Here is a 14,981-nt window from a genome sequence, read left to right on the forward strand (position 1 = left end):
CGCTGCTCGAAACGCAGCCCGGCGGGCCTGGAATGAGCGCAATGCAGACTGCGCGATCAACAGGAGGTTGGCAAGAAGAATTCGACTACTTGCCCTTCCAGACCGGATCGCGCTTTTCGGCGAACGCGTTGAAACCCTCCATAAGATCTTCCGAGCCGTACAGACGGTCGACGGTCGCAAATTTACGACCCGTGATCTTGTCCATGGCATCCTGGAATTTCATATCCTCGGCTTCGCGCACGACTTCCTTGATGGCTGCAAAGACCAGCGGCGGACCGGACTCCAGAAGCCGGGCAAGGTCCCATGCCTCGTCCATCAGCGCATCCCTTGGGATGATACGGTTAACCAGTCCCCAGCGATGGGCTTCTTCGGCGTCGAGCCAGCGCCCGGTCAAAAGCATGTCCATGGCGACGTGATAGGGAATGCGCTTGGGCAGTTTGATTGATGCGGCATCGGCAACAGTGCCCGAGCGGATCTCAGGTAATGCGAAACTGGCGTGTTCGGCGGCTAATATCATGTCACAGGAGATAGCGAGTTCCAGCCCGCCGCCGCAGCAGATGCCGTTGATTGCGGCGATGACCGGCTTGTTGAGATCGGGCAGTTCCTGGAGGCCTGCAAATCCTCCCACGCCGTAATCGCCGTCCACCTCATCGCCGCCAGCAGCCGCCTTCAGGTCCCAGCCGGGGCAGAAGAACTTTTCACCGGAACCCGTGATGATGGCGACACGCAATTCCGGATCGTCGCGGAAATCCGCAAAGATGTCCCCCATGATCCGGCTTGTCGCAAGATCGATGGCATTGGCCTTGGGGCGGTCGAGTGTGACTTCCAGAATGCCGCCCTCGCGGCGGGTCTTGATTGGGGTATCAGTCATTGTCAGCCTCTCTTGATATCAGCGCGTCGGCGGCGATTGCATGATTGGGACCGCATATCAGCGGATTGATTTCAACCTCGCTCAGCCGGTCCGCATTGGCCCGCACATACTCCTGCAGGCTCATGATTGTTGATATTATTGCACTACGGGAAGCGGCCGGCGCGCCACGGTATCCGTCAAGAAGCTGCGATATCTTCAGCCTGTCGAGTGCGCATTCCACCGTGTCGGCTGAAGCCGGTACAAGCAGTGACTGGCGATCCTTGAGCAGCTCAGTCAGTGTGCCGCCCGCGGCCATGGTCAGGACAAAGCCGTGTGCATCGTCCCGCACGATGCCGATAAGCAGTTCGGCGATGCTTTCCGTAATCTGCTGTTCGACCAGATAGCCTGTTGCCTGCATTTTTATGGCTGCGGCCTCGACATCGGCCGCACTGGAAAGATTGAGTACAACAGCGCCGTTTTCGGATTTGTGGGCAAATCCTTCGCCTTTCAGCACCACCGGAAATCCGATTTCCGTTGCTGCGGCCGCTGCCTGCGCTGGAATTGCGGCTGAGGTGGATTTCGGCACACTGACACCGAATTCTGCCAGTTCCGCCTTGGCCTCGGATTCGCTCAGGGTTGAGACGGAGTCGGGAGCCGCAGCCAGCAATACAGGCCTTATCTTCGCACCTGATGCTGTGTCGGCTGCGCATCTGATGGCAGCGCAGGCTTCCTCCAGGCCGTTCAATGGTGCAATGCCGCCGGCAATGAATCGCGAAGCGATATCTTCCGGAAGATTTTCCGGCAGGCTTGAGACGACGGCAAAGTTGCGTCCGGTCTGCTTGCGCGCCGAAAGGCAGGCGGAAATCGCCCGGTCCCAGTCCGCCTGGTCACACCGGTCGCCGCGCGGAAAATCAAGGATCAGCAGCGTCAGCGCCAGAGATGCATCCATCATGGTGGAGAAGGTCCGCGTCAGCGCATCCTCGTCGCGCCAGATCTGCGTGTGGTAGTCGAGCGGGTTGGACGGCGTAACCAACGGACCCAGGAGGCTGCGCAGCGTGCGTTCCTGTTCGCCGGAAATCGGCGGGAACTCCAGGCCGTGCCGGTGGCCGGCATCGGCAATCAGGCCTGCTTCCCCGCCGGAACAGCTCATGGATGCGATGCGCCGCGAGGGCAATGGCCCGGTGACATGCAGCAGCTTCAATGTTTCGACAAATTCCGAAAGCGTGTGGACCTGGCCCATGCCCAGCCGCTGAAAAAGGGCGTTTGCGCCGGCTTCGTCTCCGGCAAGCGAGGCTGTGTGTGAAAGCGCTGCGGCGCGGGCATGATCGGAGGTTCCGACCTTCAGAACAACAACAGGCTTGCCGAGCCGGCGGCTTGACTGTGCCAGCGCCTCGAAGGCCCGTATGTCGTCAACCCCCTCAACATGAAGTCCGAGAACGCTGACACGTTCGTCTTCGAGCAGCGCTGCGCCGATCTGCGCAAGACCCGTCTGCGCCTGATTGCCGGCTGTCAGCGCATAGGCGAGCGGCAGACCGCGGGTCTGCATGGTCAGGTTGATGGCAATATTGGACGACTGGGTGACGATCGCGGCGCCGCTTTCCACCCGGTTACCGCCATGTTGATCCGGCCACAACAGTGCCCCGTCGAGATAGTTCACCAGGCCGTAACAATTGGGACCGAGCAAGGTCATATCACCGGCGGCGTCCAGCAGACTTGTCTGCAAATCCACGCCATCAGCGGTTTCGCGAAAGCCGCTGGCAAAACAGACCGCGCCGCCGGCGCCTCTTGCGCTGAGGCTTCGAACGGTGTCGATGGTGGCGTGCCGGTTCACGCCAATGAAAGTTGCATCGGGTGCTTCAGGCAATGCATCGATACTGCTGAAGGCCCTCAGGTCCGCCACGGTGTCACGGCTCGGATGAACCGGCCAGATTTCGCCGGCAAATCCCATCTTGCGGTTTTGTTCGATGACGGCTTTGCACCATTCCCCGCCACCGACAACGGCGATGGAACGCGGGCGCAAAAGCCGTTCCAGACCCGCGCTCATTCACGCACCCAGCGGCCGCAGGAGATCGCGGCTGATGATATGACGCTGAATTTCGGAAGTACCGTCCCAGATACGCTCGACACGTGCGTCGCGCCAGAAGCGTTCGAGTGGCAGGTCGTTCATAAGACCCATGCCGCCATAGATCTGGATGGCTGTGTCCGTCACCTTTGCCAGCATTTCGGTCGCATGGACTTTGGCACTGGCGATCTCCCGGTTTGCGGGAAGGCCTTCGTCGAGCCGCCACGCGGCACAAAGCGTCAGCAGGTCGGATGCATCGATTTCGGTGATCATGTCGGCAAGCTGGAAGGAAACGCCCTGGAACTTGCCGATCGGCTGACCGAACTGCTTGCGCTCGGCGGCATAGTTGAGCGCAAGATCAAAGGCACGCCGCGCCCGGCCAACCGCCATCGCGGCAACTGTCAGGCGCGTTGCATAGAGCCATTCATTCATCACAGCAAAACCGCCATCGACTTCGCCGAGGACCTGTTCTTTCGGCAGTCGGCAATTGTCGAAATCAAGAACCATGTTCTTGTAGCCGCGATGGGAGACGGACTGATAGCCCTCTCGGATGGTGAAACCGGGCGTGCCACGATCGACCAGGAAAGTGGTGATACGCTTCTTCGGCCCGCTCGGGGTCTGGTCTTCACCGGTGGCAACGAAGACGATGACAAAATCGGCATGTTCCGCGCCGGAGATGAAATGTTTTGTGCCGTTGACGATCCAGTCGGAGCCGTCCTGAACGGCGGAACACTTCATGCCGCGCACATCCGAGCCTGCATCCGGCTCGGTCATCGCCAGCGCGTCCATCTTCTCGCCGCGCACAGCGGGAAGCAGATAACGCTCGATCTGATCGTCGCGGCAGGCCATCAAAATGTTCTGGGGGCGCCCGAAGAAATGGTTCAGCGCCATTGAACCTCGACCTAGCTCACGCTCGACCAGCGCGAAATCCAGGTGGGACAGGCCTGCGCCACCGACGCTCTCGGGGAAATTACAGGCATAAAAGCCTAGCTCGATGGTCTTCTGCTTGATCGCCTCGGCTACATCTTCCGGCACGATGCCGGTGCGCTCGACCTCGTCCTCGTGAGGATAGATTTCCTTTTCCACGAAGGAACGGACTGTGGAGACGATCATCTCCTGTTCGTCGGTCAATCCGAAATTCATGCGGACCTCCTTTGGCCAGTGAAACGCCCGGCACTTTGCGGACGCGGCATTTCGGCGTGTGCATTGGCGATGGCTTCCAGCGCGCTTTGAACATGGGGCAGGGCGGGGCAGGCTCTGCTTTCTTTGCTGTTGACGTGCAGCAGCATTTGCTCGGCTGTGGCGACGGCGCGTTCACTGCCGGCAAAGATCGTGTGAAAGAGATGGATGCGTTTTTCGTCGGCGGACAGTATCTGCGTTGTCGTCGTCAGCCGTTCGCCGAGTTTTGCCTCATCGAGATGCATGATGTGGCTTTCAACATTGTAGTAGCTGTGGCCATCAGCCACATAGTCGCGGTCCGCCCCGATGAGCCGCAGAAGCGCGTCCGTCGTATCGCCAAAAACATGCAGATAGCGATATTCTGTCATGTGACCGTTGTAGTCGATCCACGCTGGAAGCACGGTGGCTTCCCCTAACCGCAACGGTGCGGAAATCTCGCTCGCCGGTCCGGGTAGCGGGACGCTGATCTGCTTTTCATGATCGTTGAGCAGCGCACCGGCTGCACTATTTCGGTCCTTCAGCGCGCGCAAAAGGCCGACGAGATTGTCGTCGCGCAGCCGTTCGAGGGCGCGGATAGAGAGGGCTCCCGACTGCTCGTCCGATTGATCGGCAATCTTGTCGACGAGCTCATCGGTCAACTCTGGAACGTCCATAAGCCTGGTCCAGGGCCATTGCAGGCAGGGTCCGAACTGGGCGATGAAATGTTTCATGCCGGCCTCGCCGCCGGCGACCCGGTAGGTTTCGAAAAGACCCATCTGCGCCCAGCGCAGGCCGAAGCCGTAGCGGATGGCGTCGTCGATTTCATGTGTCGTGGCAACATCGTCCTTGACGAGCCACAGCGCCTCGCGCCAGACGGCCTCCAGAAACCGGTCCGCGATATGGGCATCGATTTCCTTGCGGACGTGGAGCGGGGCCATGCCGATGCCACTGAGTATTTCCTTTGCCCGCTCGATGTCAGCTGCAGCGTTGATGTCGGAAGGCACCAGTTCGACGAGCGGCAGCAGATACACCGGGTTAAATGGGTGGGCGACCATGATGCTTGCCGGTCTTTCGGTGCCTTCCTGAAGTTCGGACGGTTTGAAGCCGGATGTGGACGAGCCAACGATGGCATCTTCGTGCGCGTGCGCCAGGACTTCCGCATAGGTGCTGTGCTTCAGGTCAAGCCGCTCGGGTACCGATTCCTGAATCCAGGTCACGCCGGCGACGGCCTCGGCGATTGTCGGATGAAATGACAAGTTGCCCTCCGCCGGCAAGGATCCGTCATAGAGCTGGGGCAGAGCCCGGCGTGCATTATCAAGGACTTCGCCGATCTTGCGCTCGGCCTGTGGGTCCGGATCGAACACCCGCACGTTCCAGCCGTTCAGCAGAAACCGTGCGGCCCAGCCGCCACCGATGACACCGCCGCCGATTATTGCTGCCGTCTTCGTCATCGCGGTGCCCGCTTGGTGAGGGCGAGACGCTCACGGACTTCATCGGGGCCGATTACCCGGGCACCCATGGCTTCAACGATTGTGACGGCGCGTTCGACCAGCGCTTCGTTGGTCGCCAGTTTGCCTTTTTCGAGCCACAGATTGTCCTCGAGACCAACCCGCACATTGCCACCGGCAAGCACCGCCGCCGCCACATAGGGCATTTCATTGCGGCCGATGGAAAAGGCCGACCAGTTCCAGTCCTCCGGAACATTGTTGACCATCGCCATGAAGGTGTTGAGATCGTCCGGTGCGCCCCATGGAATGCCCATGCACAGTTGCACCAGCGCCGGGCTCGCAAGAACACCTTCAGATACGAGTTGTTTTGCAAGCCAGAGATGGCCGGTATCAAAAGCCTCGATTTCCGGTTTGACGCCAAGTCCGGTCATCATAGCGCCCATGGTTCGCAACATGCCGGGCGTATTGGTCATGACATAGTCGGCTTCGGCAAAGTTCATTGTGCCGCAGTCGAGCGTGCAGATCTCGGGAAGGCAGTCGACAATATGCGTCATGCGCTCCTCGGCGCTGGCCATATCGGTTCCTTCCGCCAACGGCAGCGGTGAGGATGGCGAGCCGAAAACAAGATCTCCGCCCATGCCGGCGGTCAGATTGAGAACCACGTCGATATCGGCATCGCGAATTCGCTCGGTCACCTCGCGGTAGAGTTTGGGATCGCGGGCAGGGGTGCCGGTATCGGGGTCGCGCACATGGCAATGGACGATGGCGGCACCGGCCCTGGCTGCGGCAATGGCGCTTTCGGCAATCTGCCTGGGGCTGCGCGGGACGTGCGGGCTGCGATCCTGCGAGCTTCCCGATCCGGTGACGGCGCAGGTGATGAAGACATCGCGGTTCATTTCGAGCGGCATAGCGGTTCTCCTTCCTCTGGATAAAAACGCTACGCCGCTTGCAATTCGCGATCATGCAGATTTAGATGAAAATCATGCGAGATTGGTTCAAATCTTATGAGGCGACGCACCGGGTGGGAATCCTGCTTTTTGAGCAGTTTTCCAACCACTGCCTTGCCAACACGATGGAGCCGCTGCGCGCCGCCAACACCCTCGCGCGCCGCCAACTCTACAAATGGCGGTATCTGACCCTGGATGGCAAGCCGGTCGCATCCTCCAGTGGCCTCGTCGTTGAACCCGATGCAGCCCTGCGGGATGAGCTGCACGGGGAGCTCCTGTTTCTGATTCCAAGCTACGGTTACCGCAAGCTCGCAACGCCCGGCTGTTTGGCCGCGATACGGGCCGCATCGCACCGCTATGATGTACTGGCGGGTCTCGATACAGGGAGCTGGCTGCTCGCAGAGGCAGGGCTGCTTCAGGATCGCCGCGCCACCATTCACTGGCAGGAACTGGAGAGTTTTGCGGAGCGGTTTCCCGATATCGATGTGCGCCGCGAGCGCTTCGTTATCGATGGCAATCGCATTACATGTGGTGGTGCAATGGCGGCTTTTGATCTGATCAGCGAGTTGATCGGCATCCACTACGGTGAGGCCCTGCGCATCGAGGTCGGATGGTTGTTCATGCATGAGGGCGCACCTGCAACGATGCCGGTTCAATTGGCGACGCCGAAGTCCGGACCGGTGCAGCGGGCCGTGCGAATGATGCAGGAAGAACTGGAATCTCCTTTGCCTGTCAAGGAGATCGCGCGGCGCGTCGGCCAGACGCAGCGGGCATTAGAACAGCGGTTCAGGCGCGAACTGGGGGCAACACCGCGCACGGTCTACCGGCGCATGCGCCTGCTTGCGGCTCGTAAGCTGGTGGACGAGACGGAGATGCCGGTGAGCGAAATCGCGCTGCGCTGCGGCTATGAGAATCCTAGCGCCATGACCAGGGCCTTTGCATCGGAATTCGGTCTGACGCCGCGCGCTGTTCGAAGCGCGCCATGACAAACACCGTAAAAGACTTACATAATGTGCCGGGCGCGTCCCTTGCCGGTTACCGGGGAGCGCGTAGCAGGATTACGAAAAAAGGGCGATAACGTATCATGATCGATTTTTACTACGCACCGACCCCCAATGGCTGGAAGGTTGCCATCATGCTGGAGGAGTGCGGCCTGAAATATACCGCTCACCTGATGAACCTTGCCCAGGGCGTACAGTTCGATCCGGAGTTTTTGAAAATCAGTCCCAACGCCAAGATGCCGGCGATTGTCGACCGCGATGTCGAGGGCGAGCCTGTAACAGTGTTCGAAAGCGGCGCGATCCTCATCTACCTGGCCCGCAAGACTGGCAAGTTCATGCCGAAGGATCCCGCCGGTGAAAAGGAAATGCTGGAATGGCTTTTCTGGCAGACCGGCAATCAGGGCCCGATGGCCGGTCAGCTCAGCCACTTCCGCAATTATGCGCCCGAAGGGCAGGCTTACGGGTTCAAGCGGTACCACGGCGAATATACGCGCAATCTGGCGGTGTTGGAAAACCGTCTGGACGGCCGGGACTATATTCTGGGAGACTATTCTGTCGCCGACATGATGAGCTTTCCCTGGGTGCTTATCGCAAAACCGCTCGGTGCGTCGCTCGATGAATTCCCCAACGTCACCGCGTGGCGTGGACGCATCAAGGAGCGGCCAGCCGTTCGCCGCGCGGTTGATTTACACAAGGACAGCCAGAACCGCGGTGAAAACAACGCGCAGAACAACAACGTCCTGTTCAATCAGAACGCGGACAGCCTGCGTCGCGGCTAAGTCTAGAGATTGGCGAGGATTTCATCCATTGAAGTGAGAAGGGCGGTGCACAGCCTGTCTTTCTTGCCTTCAAAGCGGTGCGATGGAACCGGAATGGATATGGCATAGATCAGACCGTTGGCATCCTTGAAGGCGGTGCCGACCGCTGAAATGCCATCCGTGTGCTCGTCAATGTCAAAGGCAAGTCCGGTGTCGCGGATCTGTTCGACCTCGCGAATAATATCCGACAGCACGCGTTTCGGTGTTTCAGCCGCACCCAGTTCACGGGCTATGAGCGCCGCGCCGATATCGTCGCTCAAAAGCGCCAGCGCCGCCTTTCCGTTGGCCGTCGTTGAGAGCGGAAAGGTCTCGCCGACAGCCGAGACCGTGCGCAGCCTGTGCGTTCCGACGACCTGGTCGACAAACACCATGTGGTCCTGGCGGTAGACGGCCAGATCGACGGTCTCGCCTGTCTGTTTTGCAAGTGCCGCAAGGGTCGGCCGGATGATTTCGGCGATGTTGATCCTGCCGGCTTCCGCCAGCGATTGAATTGCAGGGCCGAGCCGGAAGCCGCCCTCGGCCGAAGAGGCCATGACAAAGCGCTCCGCCTGCAGTGCGTTGACAATACGCTGTACCGTAGAACGGGGCAGTCCGACCCTTTCGGCAATCTGGCCAAGGCTGAGGCCCTTATGTTCATTCTTTAATGCGCGCAGAATGTCCGCCGCGCGGGATATCACCTGAACACCCTGATTGGACTGAGTTTTTTCTGCGACTTCTACATTCATATCTTTCATCCGATTGGCTCTGTCTGCCGTCCCATCTGCAAACGGATTCGGCTTTTTCACATCGTTCTATCACTAAGTTTGAATTGTTGCACGAATTCATGTTGACCGCAATACGGTGCATATGTATCATATAACAGTACAACGAATTTGCACTGGGAGGGTGTTTTATGACGGTGACAATCCGCGGTATCGATTTTCAGGAAAACCTGAGCAACGATATGGGGCTCGAATTCTACAACCTGTCGCACCGCTACGGCTTTCAGTGCCCGAACTGGCCTTATTTCCGCGATGTGCAAATCGAGCGCATGCACTACATGGCCAAATCGGGTGTTCTGTCGCAAACGCTGACAACCACCATGCATGTGACGACGCACATCGACGCGCCCGCACATGTGGTTCAGGGTACACCCTTCATCGACGAAGTGCCGCTTCCGCACTTTTTCGGATCGGGGCTGGTCGTCTCCATTCCGAAGAAAACGTGGGAACCAATCACTGCCGACGATCTGGAAAAGGCGTGCGGGCATGCAATCCGCAAGAACGATGTCCTGATCATCAACACCGGCTGGCACAAGCAGTATGAAGACGGTGATTACTTCACCCACTGCCCGGGCCTGGTCCCCTCAGCCGGCGAGTGGATGGTGGAAAAAGGCATCAAGGTGGTCGGTCATGACACACAGGCCAATGACCACCCGCTGGCGACAGCCATCGGGCCGCATCGCAATGGCCCGCTGCATCCGCATCTTCAGGCAGAATACAAGGAATGGTCCGGCGGCAATGACTGGGCGGACGATTTCCCCGATTGGGAGCCGGTCCACAACATCCTCTTTAAAAACGGTATTCTAGGTATTGAAAATGTCGGCGGCGATCTCGATGCCGTGACCGGCAAGCGCTGCACCTTCGCCTTCTTCCCTTGGAACTGGGATCGCGGCGACGGCTGCATCATTCGCCTCGTAGCGATGATCGACCGCGGCCAGAACTACCGTATTGAGACAGGCGAGGCGTTCTGATGTTTATCAAGCGCTTTAACGAAGCTGAGCCTTACGAAGCGCCGAACCATCAGGCCTGCACATCACTGCGGCTGGCGGGATTTTCCGATGTGGGTCCGGAGAATTTCTGGGTCGGCTGCTCGCATTTCCTCCCCGGTGGAGGGGCGGGGCCCGATGCCTCGCCCCTGGAAAAAGTCTACGTGGTGCTCTCCGGCCAACTGACTGTGAAAGCCGAAGGGAAAACAGAAGTGGCAGGCCCGATGGACACGGTTTTCATCCCGGGCGGCGAGGAGCGCGAAATCCGCAACGAGGGCAATGACGTCGTCACAATGATTGTCACCATGCCCTATCCGCCAGGCGCAAAGCCGGGAGGTACGCAATGAGTTCGTTCGGCGATCCCTATTCCCTGTTTGATGTTAAGGGCAAGGTGGCACTGATCACCGGCGCGACGGGCGCCTTTGGGGCAGTCGCTGCGAAAACACTGGCAGACGCAGGATGCAGCCTCGTTCTGGCAGCCGGCAACTCCCAATCCTTGAAAGAGATTGCACGAGAGTGTTCAGAGCTTGCTGCCGATGTCACAACCGTCAACAGCCGCCCGGACAGTGAAGAAAACTGCCAGGCGATGGTCGACGCTGCGGTAACGGCTCATGGCCGGCTTGATATTTTGGTGGTCGCCTCGGGAATGAACAAGGTCGCCAAGATCGACGAAATGCCGTTGGAGGACTTTACCGGCGTCATGGATGCCAACGTAACCCAGAGTTGGATGCTGGCAAAGGTAGCCACCAAACAAATGAAGGCGCAGGGCGAAGGTGGCAAGATCGTGCTGGTTTCGTCGGCGCGTGGCCTTCTCGGCCATCCCAACGGCTACACCGCCTATTGCGCCTCCAAGGCCGCCGTCGACGGTATTACCAGAGCACTCGGCTGCGAACTGGGCGCGGAAGGAATAACCGTCAATGCAATCGCGCCGACGGTCTTCCGCTCGCCGCTGACGGCATGGATGTTTGAAGACACCGAGCAAGCCAGGAATGTCCGGCAGGGTTTCCTCGCGCGGGTACCGAAAGGGCGTCTGGGTGAACCCGAGGACCTGGCCGGACCGTTGTTGTTCCTGGCATCCCACGCCTCTGATTTTTACACCGGGCATATTCTCTATGCCGATGGCGGATACACGGCGGGCTAATGGGATGGGCGGACCGGTGAACATATCGGTTATCGGTGCCGGCCTGATGGGGCACGGAATCGCTATTTCCTTTGCGCGTGCCGGGCATGATGTGCGCGTGTTTGATACCCATGCAGACAGCCTTGAAACGCTGGCTGCGCGGGCGGCGGCAAGCCTCGAGGCCCTGGGGCATACAGCGCAGCAGTGCGATGAAGCGGTTACGCGCATCACGCCGGTCAGCGACCTTGGAAAATGCGTCGCCCAAGCCGAATTTGTGGTCGAAGCCGCACCCGAAAGCCTGGAACTCAAGCAGCAGATTTTTGCCGATCTTGAAGCGGCCGCTCCGGCTGAGTGCATTCTTGCTTCGAACACATCGGTGATCCCGATTACCAGCATTGTTCAAAAGATGAAAACCCGGGAACATGCGCTTGGCACCCACTGGTGGAACCCGCCGCACATGATCCCGCTGGTCGAGGTTATCCGCACGCAATGGACCTCGGAACCGGTCATGCAGCAGGTAACGGAGTTGCTGCAGTCGATCGGCAAGACACCCGTGCGCGTGGAAAAAGATGTCCCGGGCTTTATCGGCAATCGCCTGCAGCACGCGCTGTGGCGCGAGGCCATCAGCCTTGTCGAAAACGGCGTTTGCGATGCGGCTGCGGTTGATACGGTCATCAACTCCAGCTTCGGACGCCGGCTTGCGGTTCTCGGGCCGCTGGCCAATGCCGATCTTGTCGGCACCGATCTGACGCTGGCCATTCACCGGAATGTCCTTTCGGATCTGGAAGATAGCGGCAATCCCTCGCCGTATCTCGAGGATCTGGTGGAGAACGGCCGGCTTGGCATGAAATCGGGGAAGGGGTTTTACGAATGGACACCGCAGCAGGCTGAGGAGCTGCGCAAGCGTGTGTCCGATCATTTGAGAAAGCTCGAAACCATATTGGATTAAGCGTGCCAACCCGCTGGTTGCGTTGGCAAAATAGGGAGGAAGACCATGCAACACAAGACGACAGGTATCACACGCCGTTCTGTGATCAAGGCAGGCGCAGCAATGGTTGCAGCGCCGGCGATCCTGCGCCATACACGCGCCTATGCTGCGAACCCGGTTATCAAGGTCGGGCATGTCAGCCCCAGAACCGGACCGCTTGCCGGCTTTGCCGAGGCCGATGATTACGTGCTGGCCGGTATCAACGCAGCCTTTGCCAATGGCCTGCAAAACAACGGCAAGGACTACTCGGTCGAAATTATCTCAAAGGACTCACAGTCCAACCCCAACCGTGCTGCCGAAGTCGCCGCGGATCTCATTTTGGGCGACGAAGTCGACATTATCGTTGCCGCCTCGACCCCGGATACGACCAACCCTGTTGCGGACCAGGCCGAGGTCAATGAGGTGCCGTGCATCACCACCGACTGCCCATGGCAGCCCTATTTCTTCGGCCGCAACGGCAATCCGGCAACCGGCTTTGAATACACCTATCATTTCTTCTGGGGTCTCGAGGATGTCATTGCAGCGTTTCTCGATCTGTGGGGTTCAAGCGGTGTTGCCAAGACGGTCGGCGGACTGTTCCCCAACGATGCCGACGGCAATGCCTGGGGGCATCCGGAACTCGGATTTCCAAAACCGCTGAAGGAAGCCGGATATACGCTTGTCGATCCCGGCCGCTACCAGCCGCTGACAGATGATTTCTCTGCGCAGATTTCTGCGTTCAAGGAGGCCGGGTGCGAGATCGTCACCGGCAACATGATCCCGCCGGACTTCGCCAACTTCTGGTCGCAGGCGGCCCAGCAGGGCTTTCAGCCGAAGATCGTGACAATCGGCAAGGCGTTACTCTTCCCATCTGTCATTGAATCGCTCGGTCCGCGTGGTGACGGCCTGTCCTCGGAAATCTGGTGGTCGCCGAACCATCCATTCTCCTCAAGTCTCACCGACCAGAGCGCACGCGCTCTTGCCGAAGGCTACAGCGAAGCCACCAAACGGCCCTGGACGCAACCTATTGGCTTCAAACACGCGCTGTTCGAGGTGACGGCCGATGTCATACGCCGTTCGGCCGATCTGGATGACAACCTGGCGATTGTCGAGGCGATCAAGACCACCGATCTCAACACCATCGTCGGTTCGGTGAACTGGAGCGTCGGCCCGGTCAAGAATGTCACCAAGACACCGCTGGTTGCGGGTCAGTGGCAGGGAAGCGACAACAATTTTGATCTGGTGATAACTGCCAATGCCACGGCACCAGAAATACCGCTCGGAGGCGAGCTGCTGCTTCTCTCCTAGGGAGCAAGCGCGCCAAAATCTCCGGGTGAGGGTCCGGACAGGAATTGGCAGCTACGGGCCGCCTGTCCGGATTAGCTCGGCTCCTCTTTGAGGACTTGAACCCTATTGAACAACACGCGGGTATCGATGACTGCCGTTCTTGAACTGAAAGACCTGAGCAAATCCTATGGTGCGATCGTCGTTGCCGACGCCCTGAGCTATTCGCTTGACGAAGGCGAAGCGCTGGGGGTTATCGGACCGAACGGTGCAGGCAAGACGTCGATGTTCAACCTGATTACCGGAACCGTTCGAGCGGCATCCGGTGACGTCTATTTCAAGGGGCAGCCGGTGACGTCGCTGTCGGCTGCCGCCCGATGCCGTGCAGGCATTGCGCGGTCTTTTCAAATCCCGCAGCCGTTCGGTGCCATGAGCGTCTTTGAGAATGTTCTGGTCGCCGCAACGCAAGGGGCAGGGGAAGCCGGCCACAGGGCCAATGAGCTGTGTCTCAATATTCTTGAACAAACCGGCCTGATGGAACGGGCAAACGCGCCGGCCGGCGGTCTGACCCTGCTGGAGCGCAAACGGCTTGAACTCGCAAGAGCGCTCGGCGCGAAGCCCTCGCTGCTGTTGCTCGATGAAATCGCCGGCGGCCTCACCGAGCAGGAATGCCAGTCGCTGATCGCGACAATCAATGATGTGCGGGCCTCGGGTGTTTCGATCATCTGGATCGAGCATGTCGTGCATGCGCTTCTGGCCGTTGTCGACCGGCTGATTGTCATCGATTTTGGCAGGAAGATTGCAGAAGGCCAGCCCGACGAGATCATGGCCAGCCGCGAAGTGCAGGAAATCTATCTGGGGATTGAAGCCGGTGTCTGATGCGATACTCGAAATAGAAGGTCTCGACAGCTTCTACGGCGATTTCCAGGCTCTGTTCGGCGTTTCGATGCAGGTCAAAAAGGGAGAGATCATCGCCGTTATCGGGGCCAATGGCGCGGGCAAAAGCACGCTGATGCGATCCGTGACGGGGCTATTGACCAACAAACCCGAAATGGTTTGTTTCGCGGGTACGAATATTGGTGGCCTTCGCGCCGACCAGATTGCCGAAATGGGCATCGCCATGGTGCCCGAGGGCCGCCAGCTCTTCCCGTCACTGTCGGTGGAGGAAAACCTCGTCATCGGCGGCCAGGCCGGACGGCCGGGCGACTGGTCGCTCGACGGTGTCTACGAGCTTTTCCCGGTCCTTGCCGAGCGCCGCAGCCAGCAATCGACGTCTTTGTCGGGCGGTCAGCAACAGATGGTGGCGATCGGCCGGGCGCTCATGGCCAACCCGGATCTTCTGCTCTTCGACGAGATCAGCCTCGGGTTGGCGCCGATTATCATCAAATCCATCTACGAGGCGCTGCCGGGTGTCATCGGTACGGGCATGAGCGCCATCGTCGTCGAACAGGACATCACCAGAGCCATCGACATTTCGGACCGGGTCTACTGCCTGCAGGAAGGGCGCGTGTCGCTCGAAGGCGAGTCCGGCGCTGTCTCGCGCGATGCCATCAGCAAAGCATATTTCGGGGTCTGATAC

General features: G+C 59.3%; 15 protein-coding genes. 9 read left to right on the forward strand and 6 right to left on the reverse strand.

Features of this window, described 5'->3' with window-relative positions; genetic code table 11:
- Positions 1-85: 85 nt before the first annotated feature.
- From ABVT35_RS09350 to ABVT35_RS09370, 5 genes are read right to left on the reverse strand one after another with little or no spacing between them, the layout of a single operon-like run.
- Positions 86-871, reverse strand: coding sequence for a carnitinyl-CoA dehydratase (locus ABVT35_RS09350; RefSeq protein WP_368466050.1), 786 nt, complete (start codon positions 869-871; stop codon positions 86-88).
- Positions 864-2,894 carry an acetate--CoA ligase family protein gene (locus ABVT35_RS09355; protein WP_368466052.1) on the reverse strand — a complete coding sequence of 677 codons (2,031 nt, stop codon included), beginning with the start codon at positions 2,892-2,894 and terminating at the stop codon, positions 864-866. The genes ABVT35_RS09350 and ABVT35_RS09355 overlap by 8 nt, the downstream gene beginning before the upstream one ends.
- Entirely contained in the window at positions 2,895-4,055 is a 1,161-nt protein-coding gene (locus ABVT35_RS09360) for an acyl-CoA dehydrogenase family protein (protein WP_368466053.1), read from the reverse strand.
- Positions 4,052-5,521 (reverse strand): carnitine 3-dehydrogenase, encoded by a 1,470-nt coding sequence (locus ABVT35_RS09365; protein ID WP_368466055.1) that lies wholly within the window; start codon positions 5,519-5,521, stop codon positions 4,052-4,054. The genes ABVT35_RS09360 and ABVT35_RS09365 overlap by 4 nt, the downstream gene beginning before the upstream one ends.
- Entirely contained in the window at positions 5,518-6,426 is a 909-nt protein-coding gene (locus tag ABVT35_RS09370) for a 3-keto-5-aminohexanoate cleavage protein (protein WP_368466056.1), read from the reverse strand. The genes ABVT35_RS09365 and ABVT35_RS09370 overlap by 4 nt, the downstream gene beginning before the upstream one ends.
- A 65-nt stretch (positions 6,427-6,491) precedes the next feature.
- On the opposite strand from ABVT35_RS09370, the gene ABVT35_RS09375 reads away from it, so the two are divergent.
- Both ABVT35_RS09375 and ABVT35_RS09380 read left to right on the forward strand, forming a co-directional pair.
- The gene (locus tag ABVT35_RS09375; RefSeq protein ID WP_368466057.1) at positions 6,492-7,451 is read left to right on the forward strand and encodes a GlxA family transcriptional regulator; all 960 of its coding nucleotides are present in this window, start codon (positions 6,492-6,494) and stop codon (positions 7,449-7,451) included.
- A 98-nt stretch (positions 7,452-7,549) separates the two neighbouring features.
- Positions 7,550-8,245 (forward strand): glutathione S-transferase family protein, encoded by a 696-nt coding sequence (locus tag ABVT35_RS09380; protein ID WP_368466058.1) that lies wholly within the window; start codon positions 7,550-7,552, stop codon positions 8,243-8,245.
- A 2-nt stretch (positions 8,246-8,247) separates the two neighbouring features.
- Here the strand turns inward: ABVT35_RS09380 and ABVT35_RS09385 are convergent, their stop codons facing one another.
- A complete protein-coding gene (locus ABVT35_RS09385) occupies positions 8,248-9,009 on the reverse strand; it encodes an IclR family transcriptional regulator (protein WP_368466059.1) in 762 nt (253 codons plus the stop codon).
- 167 nt (positions 9,010-9,176) lie between these two features.
- Between ABVT35_RS09385 and ABVT35_RS09390 the strand changes: the two genes are divergently transcribed.
- From ABVT35_RS09390 to ABVT35_RS09420, 7 genes are all read left to right on the forward strand, one after another.
- Positions 9,177-10,016 carry a cyclase family protein gene (locus tag ABVT35_RS09390; protein ID WP_368466060.1) on the forward strand — a complete coding sequence of 280 codons (840 nt, stop codon included), beginning with the start codon at positions 9,177-9,179 and terminating at the stop codon, positions 10,014-10,016.
- A complete protein-coding gene (locus ABVT35_RS09395) occupies positions 10,016-10,378 on the forward strand; it encodes a cupin domain-containing protein (protein WP_368466061.1) in 363 nt (120 codons plus the stop codon). The genes ABVT35_RS09390 and ABVT35_RS09395 overlap by 1 nt, the downstream gene beginning before the upstream one ends.
- Positions 10,375-11,172, forward strand: coding sequence for an SDR family NAD(P)-dependent oxidoreductase (locus tag ABVT35_RS09400; protein ID WP_368466062.1), 798 nt, complete (start codon positions 10,375-10,377; stop codon positions 11,170-11,172). The genes ABVT35_RS09395 and ABVT35_RS09400 overlap by 4 nt, the downstream gene beginning before the upstream one ends.
- Positions 11,173-11,188: 16 nt before the next feature.
- Positions 11,189-12,100 (forward strand): 3-hydroxyacyl-CoA dehydrogenase family protein, encoded by a 912-nt coding sequence (locus tag ABVT35_RS09405; protein WP_368466063.1) that lies wholly within the window; start codon positions 11,189-11,191, stop codon positions 12,098-12,100.
- 45 nt (positions 12,101-12,145) lie between these two features.
- Positions 12,146-13,426 (forward strand): ABC transporter substrate-binding protein, encoded by a 1,281-nt coding sequence (locus tag ABVT35_RS09410; RefSeq protein WP_368466064.1) that lies wholly within the window; start codon positions 12,146-12,148, stop codon positions 13,424-13,426.
- A gap of 126 nt (positions 13,427-13,552) precedes the next feature.
- On the forward strand, positions 13,553-14,281 hold the full coding sequence (locus ABVT35_RS09415) for an ABC transporter ATP-binding protein (RefSeq protein WP_368466065.1): 729 nt from the start codon (positions 13,553-13,555) through the stop codon (positions 14,279-14,281).
- Positions 14,274-14,978 (forward strand): ABC transporter ATP-binding protein, encoded by a 705-nt coding sequence (locus ABVT35_RS09420; RefSeq protein ID WP_368466066.1) that lies wholly within the window; start codon positions 14,274-14,276, stop codon positions 14,976-14,978. The genes ABVT35_RS09415 and ABVT35_RS09420 overlap by 8 nt, the downstream gene beginning before the upstream one ends.
- The last annotated feature ends 3 nt before the right edge of the window (positions 14,979-14,981 follow it).

It is taken from the genome of Hoeflea sp. TYP-13 (assembly GCF_040932035.1).
Classification (GTDB): Bacteria; Pseudomonadota; Alphaproteobacteria; order Rhizobiales; family Rhizobiaceae; genus Hoeflea_A.

Bases quoted from the DNA above. Each gene is read 5' to 3' on its own strand.
- ABVT35_RS09350 (WP_368466050.1), bottom strand. From the start codon at position 871: ATGACTGATACCCCAATCAAGACCCGCCGCGAGGGCGGCATTCTGGAA.
- ABVT35_RS09355 (WP_368466052.1), bottom strand. From the start codon at position 2,894: ATGAGCGCGGGTCTGGAACGGCTTTTGCGCCCGCGTTCCATCGCCGTT.
- ABVT35_RS09360 (WP_368466053.1), bottom strand. From the start codon at position 4,055: ATGAATTTCGGATTGACCGACGAACAGGAGATGATCGTCTCCACAGTC.
- ABVT35_RS09365 (WP_368466055.1), bottom strand. From the start codon at position 5,521: ATGACGAAGACGGCAGCAATAATCGGCGGCGGTGTCATCGGTGGCGGC.
- ABVT35_RS09370 (WP_368466056.1), bottom strand. From the start codon at position 6,426: ATGCCGCTCGAAATGAACCGCGATGTCTTCATCACCTGCGCCGTCACC.
- ABVT35_RS09375 (WP_368466057.1), top strand. From the start codon at position 6,492: ATGAAAATCATGCGAGATTGGTTCAAATCTTATGAGGCGACGCACCGG.
- ABVT35_RS09380 (WP_368466058.1), top strand. From the start codon at position 7,550: ATGATCGATTTTTACTACGCACCGACCCCCAATGGCTGGAAGGTTGCC.
- ABVT35_RS09385 (WP_368466059.1), bottom strand. From the start codon at position 9,009: ATGAATGTAGAAGTCGCAGAAAAAACTCAGTCCAATCAGGGTGTTCAG.
- ABVT35_RS09390 (WP_368466060.1), top strand. From the start codon at position 9,177: ATGACGGTGACAATCCGCGGTATCGATTTTCAGGAAAACCTGAGCAAC.
- ABVT35_RS09395 (WP_368466061.1), top strand. From the start codon at position 10,016: ATGTTTATCAAGCGCTTTAACGAAGCTGAGCCTTACGAAGCGCCGAAC.
- ABVT35_RS09400 (WP_368466062.1), top strand. From the start codon at position 10,375: ATGAGTTCGTTCGGCGATCCCTATTCCCTGTTTGATGTTAAGGGCAAG.
- ABVT35_RS09410 (WP_368466064.1), top strand. From the start codon at position 12,146: ATGCAACACAAGACGACAGGTATCACACGCCGTTCTGTGATCAAGGCA.
- ABVT35_RS09415 (WP_368466065.1), top strand. From the start codon at position 13,553: ATGACTGCCGTTCTTGAACTGAAAGACCTGAGCAAATCCTATGGTGCG.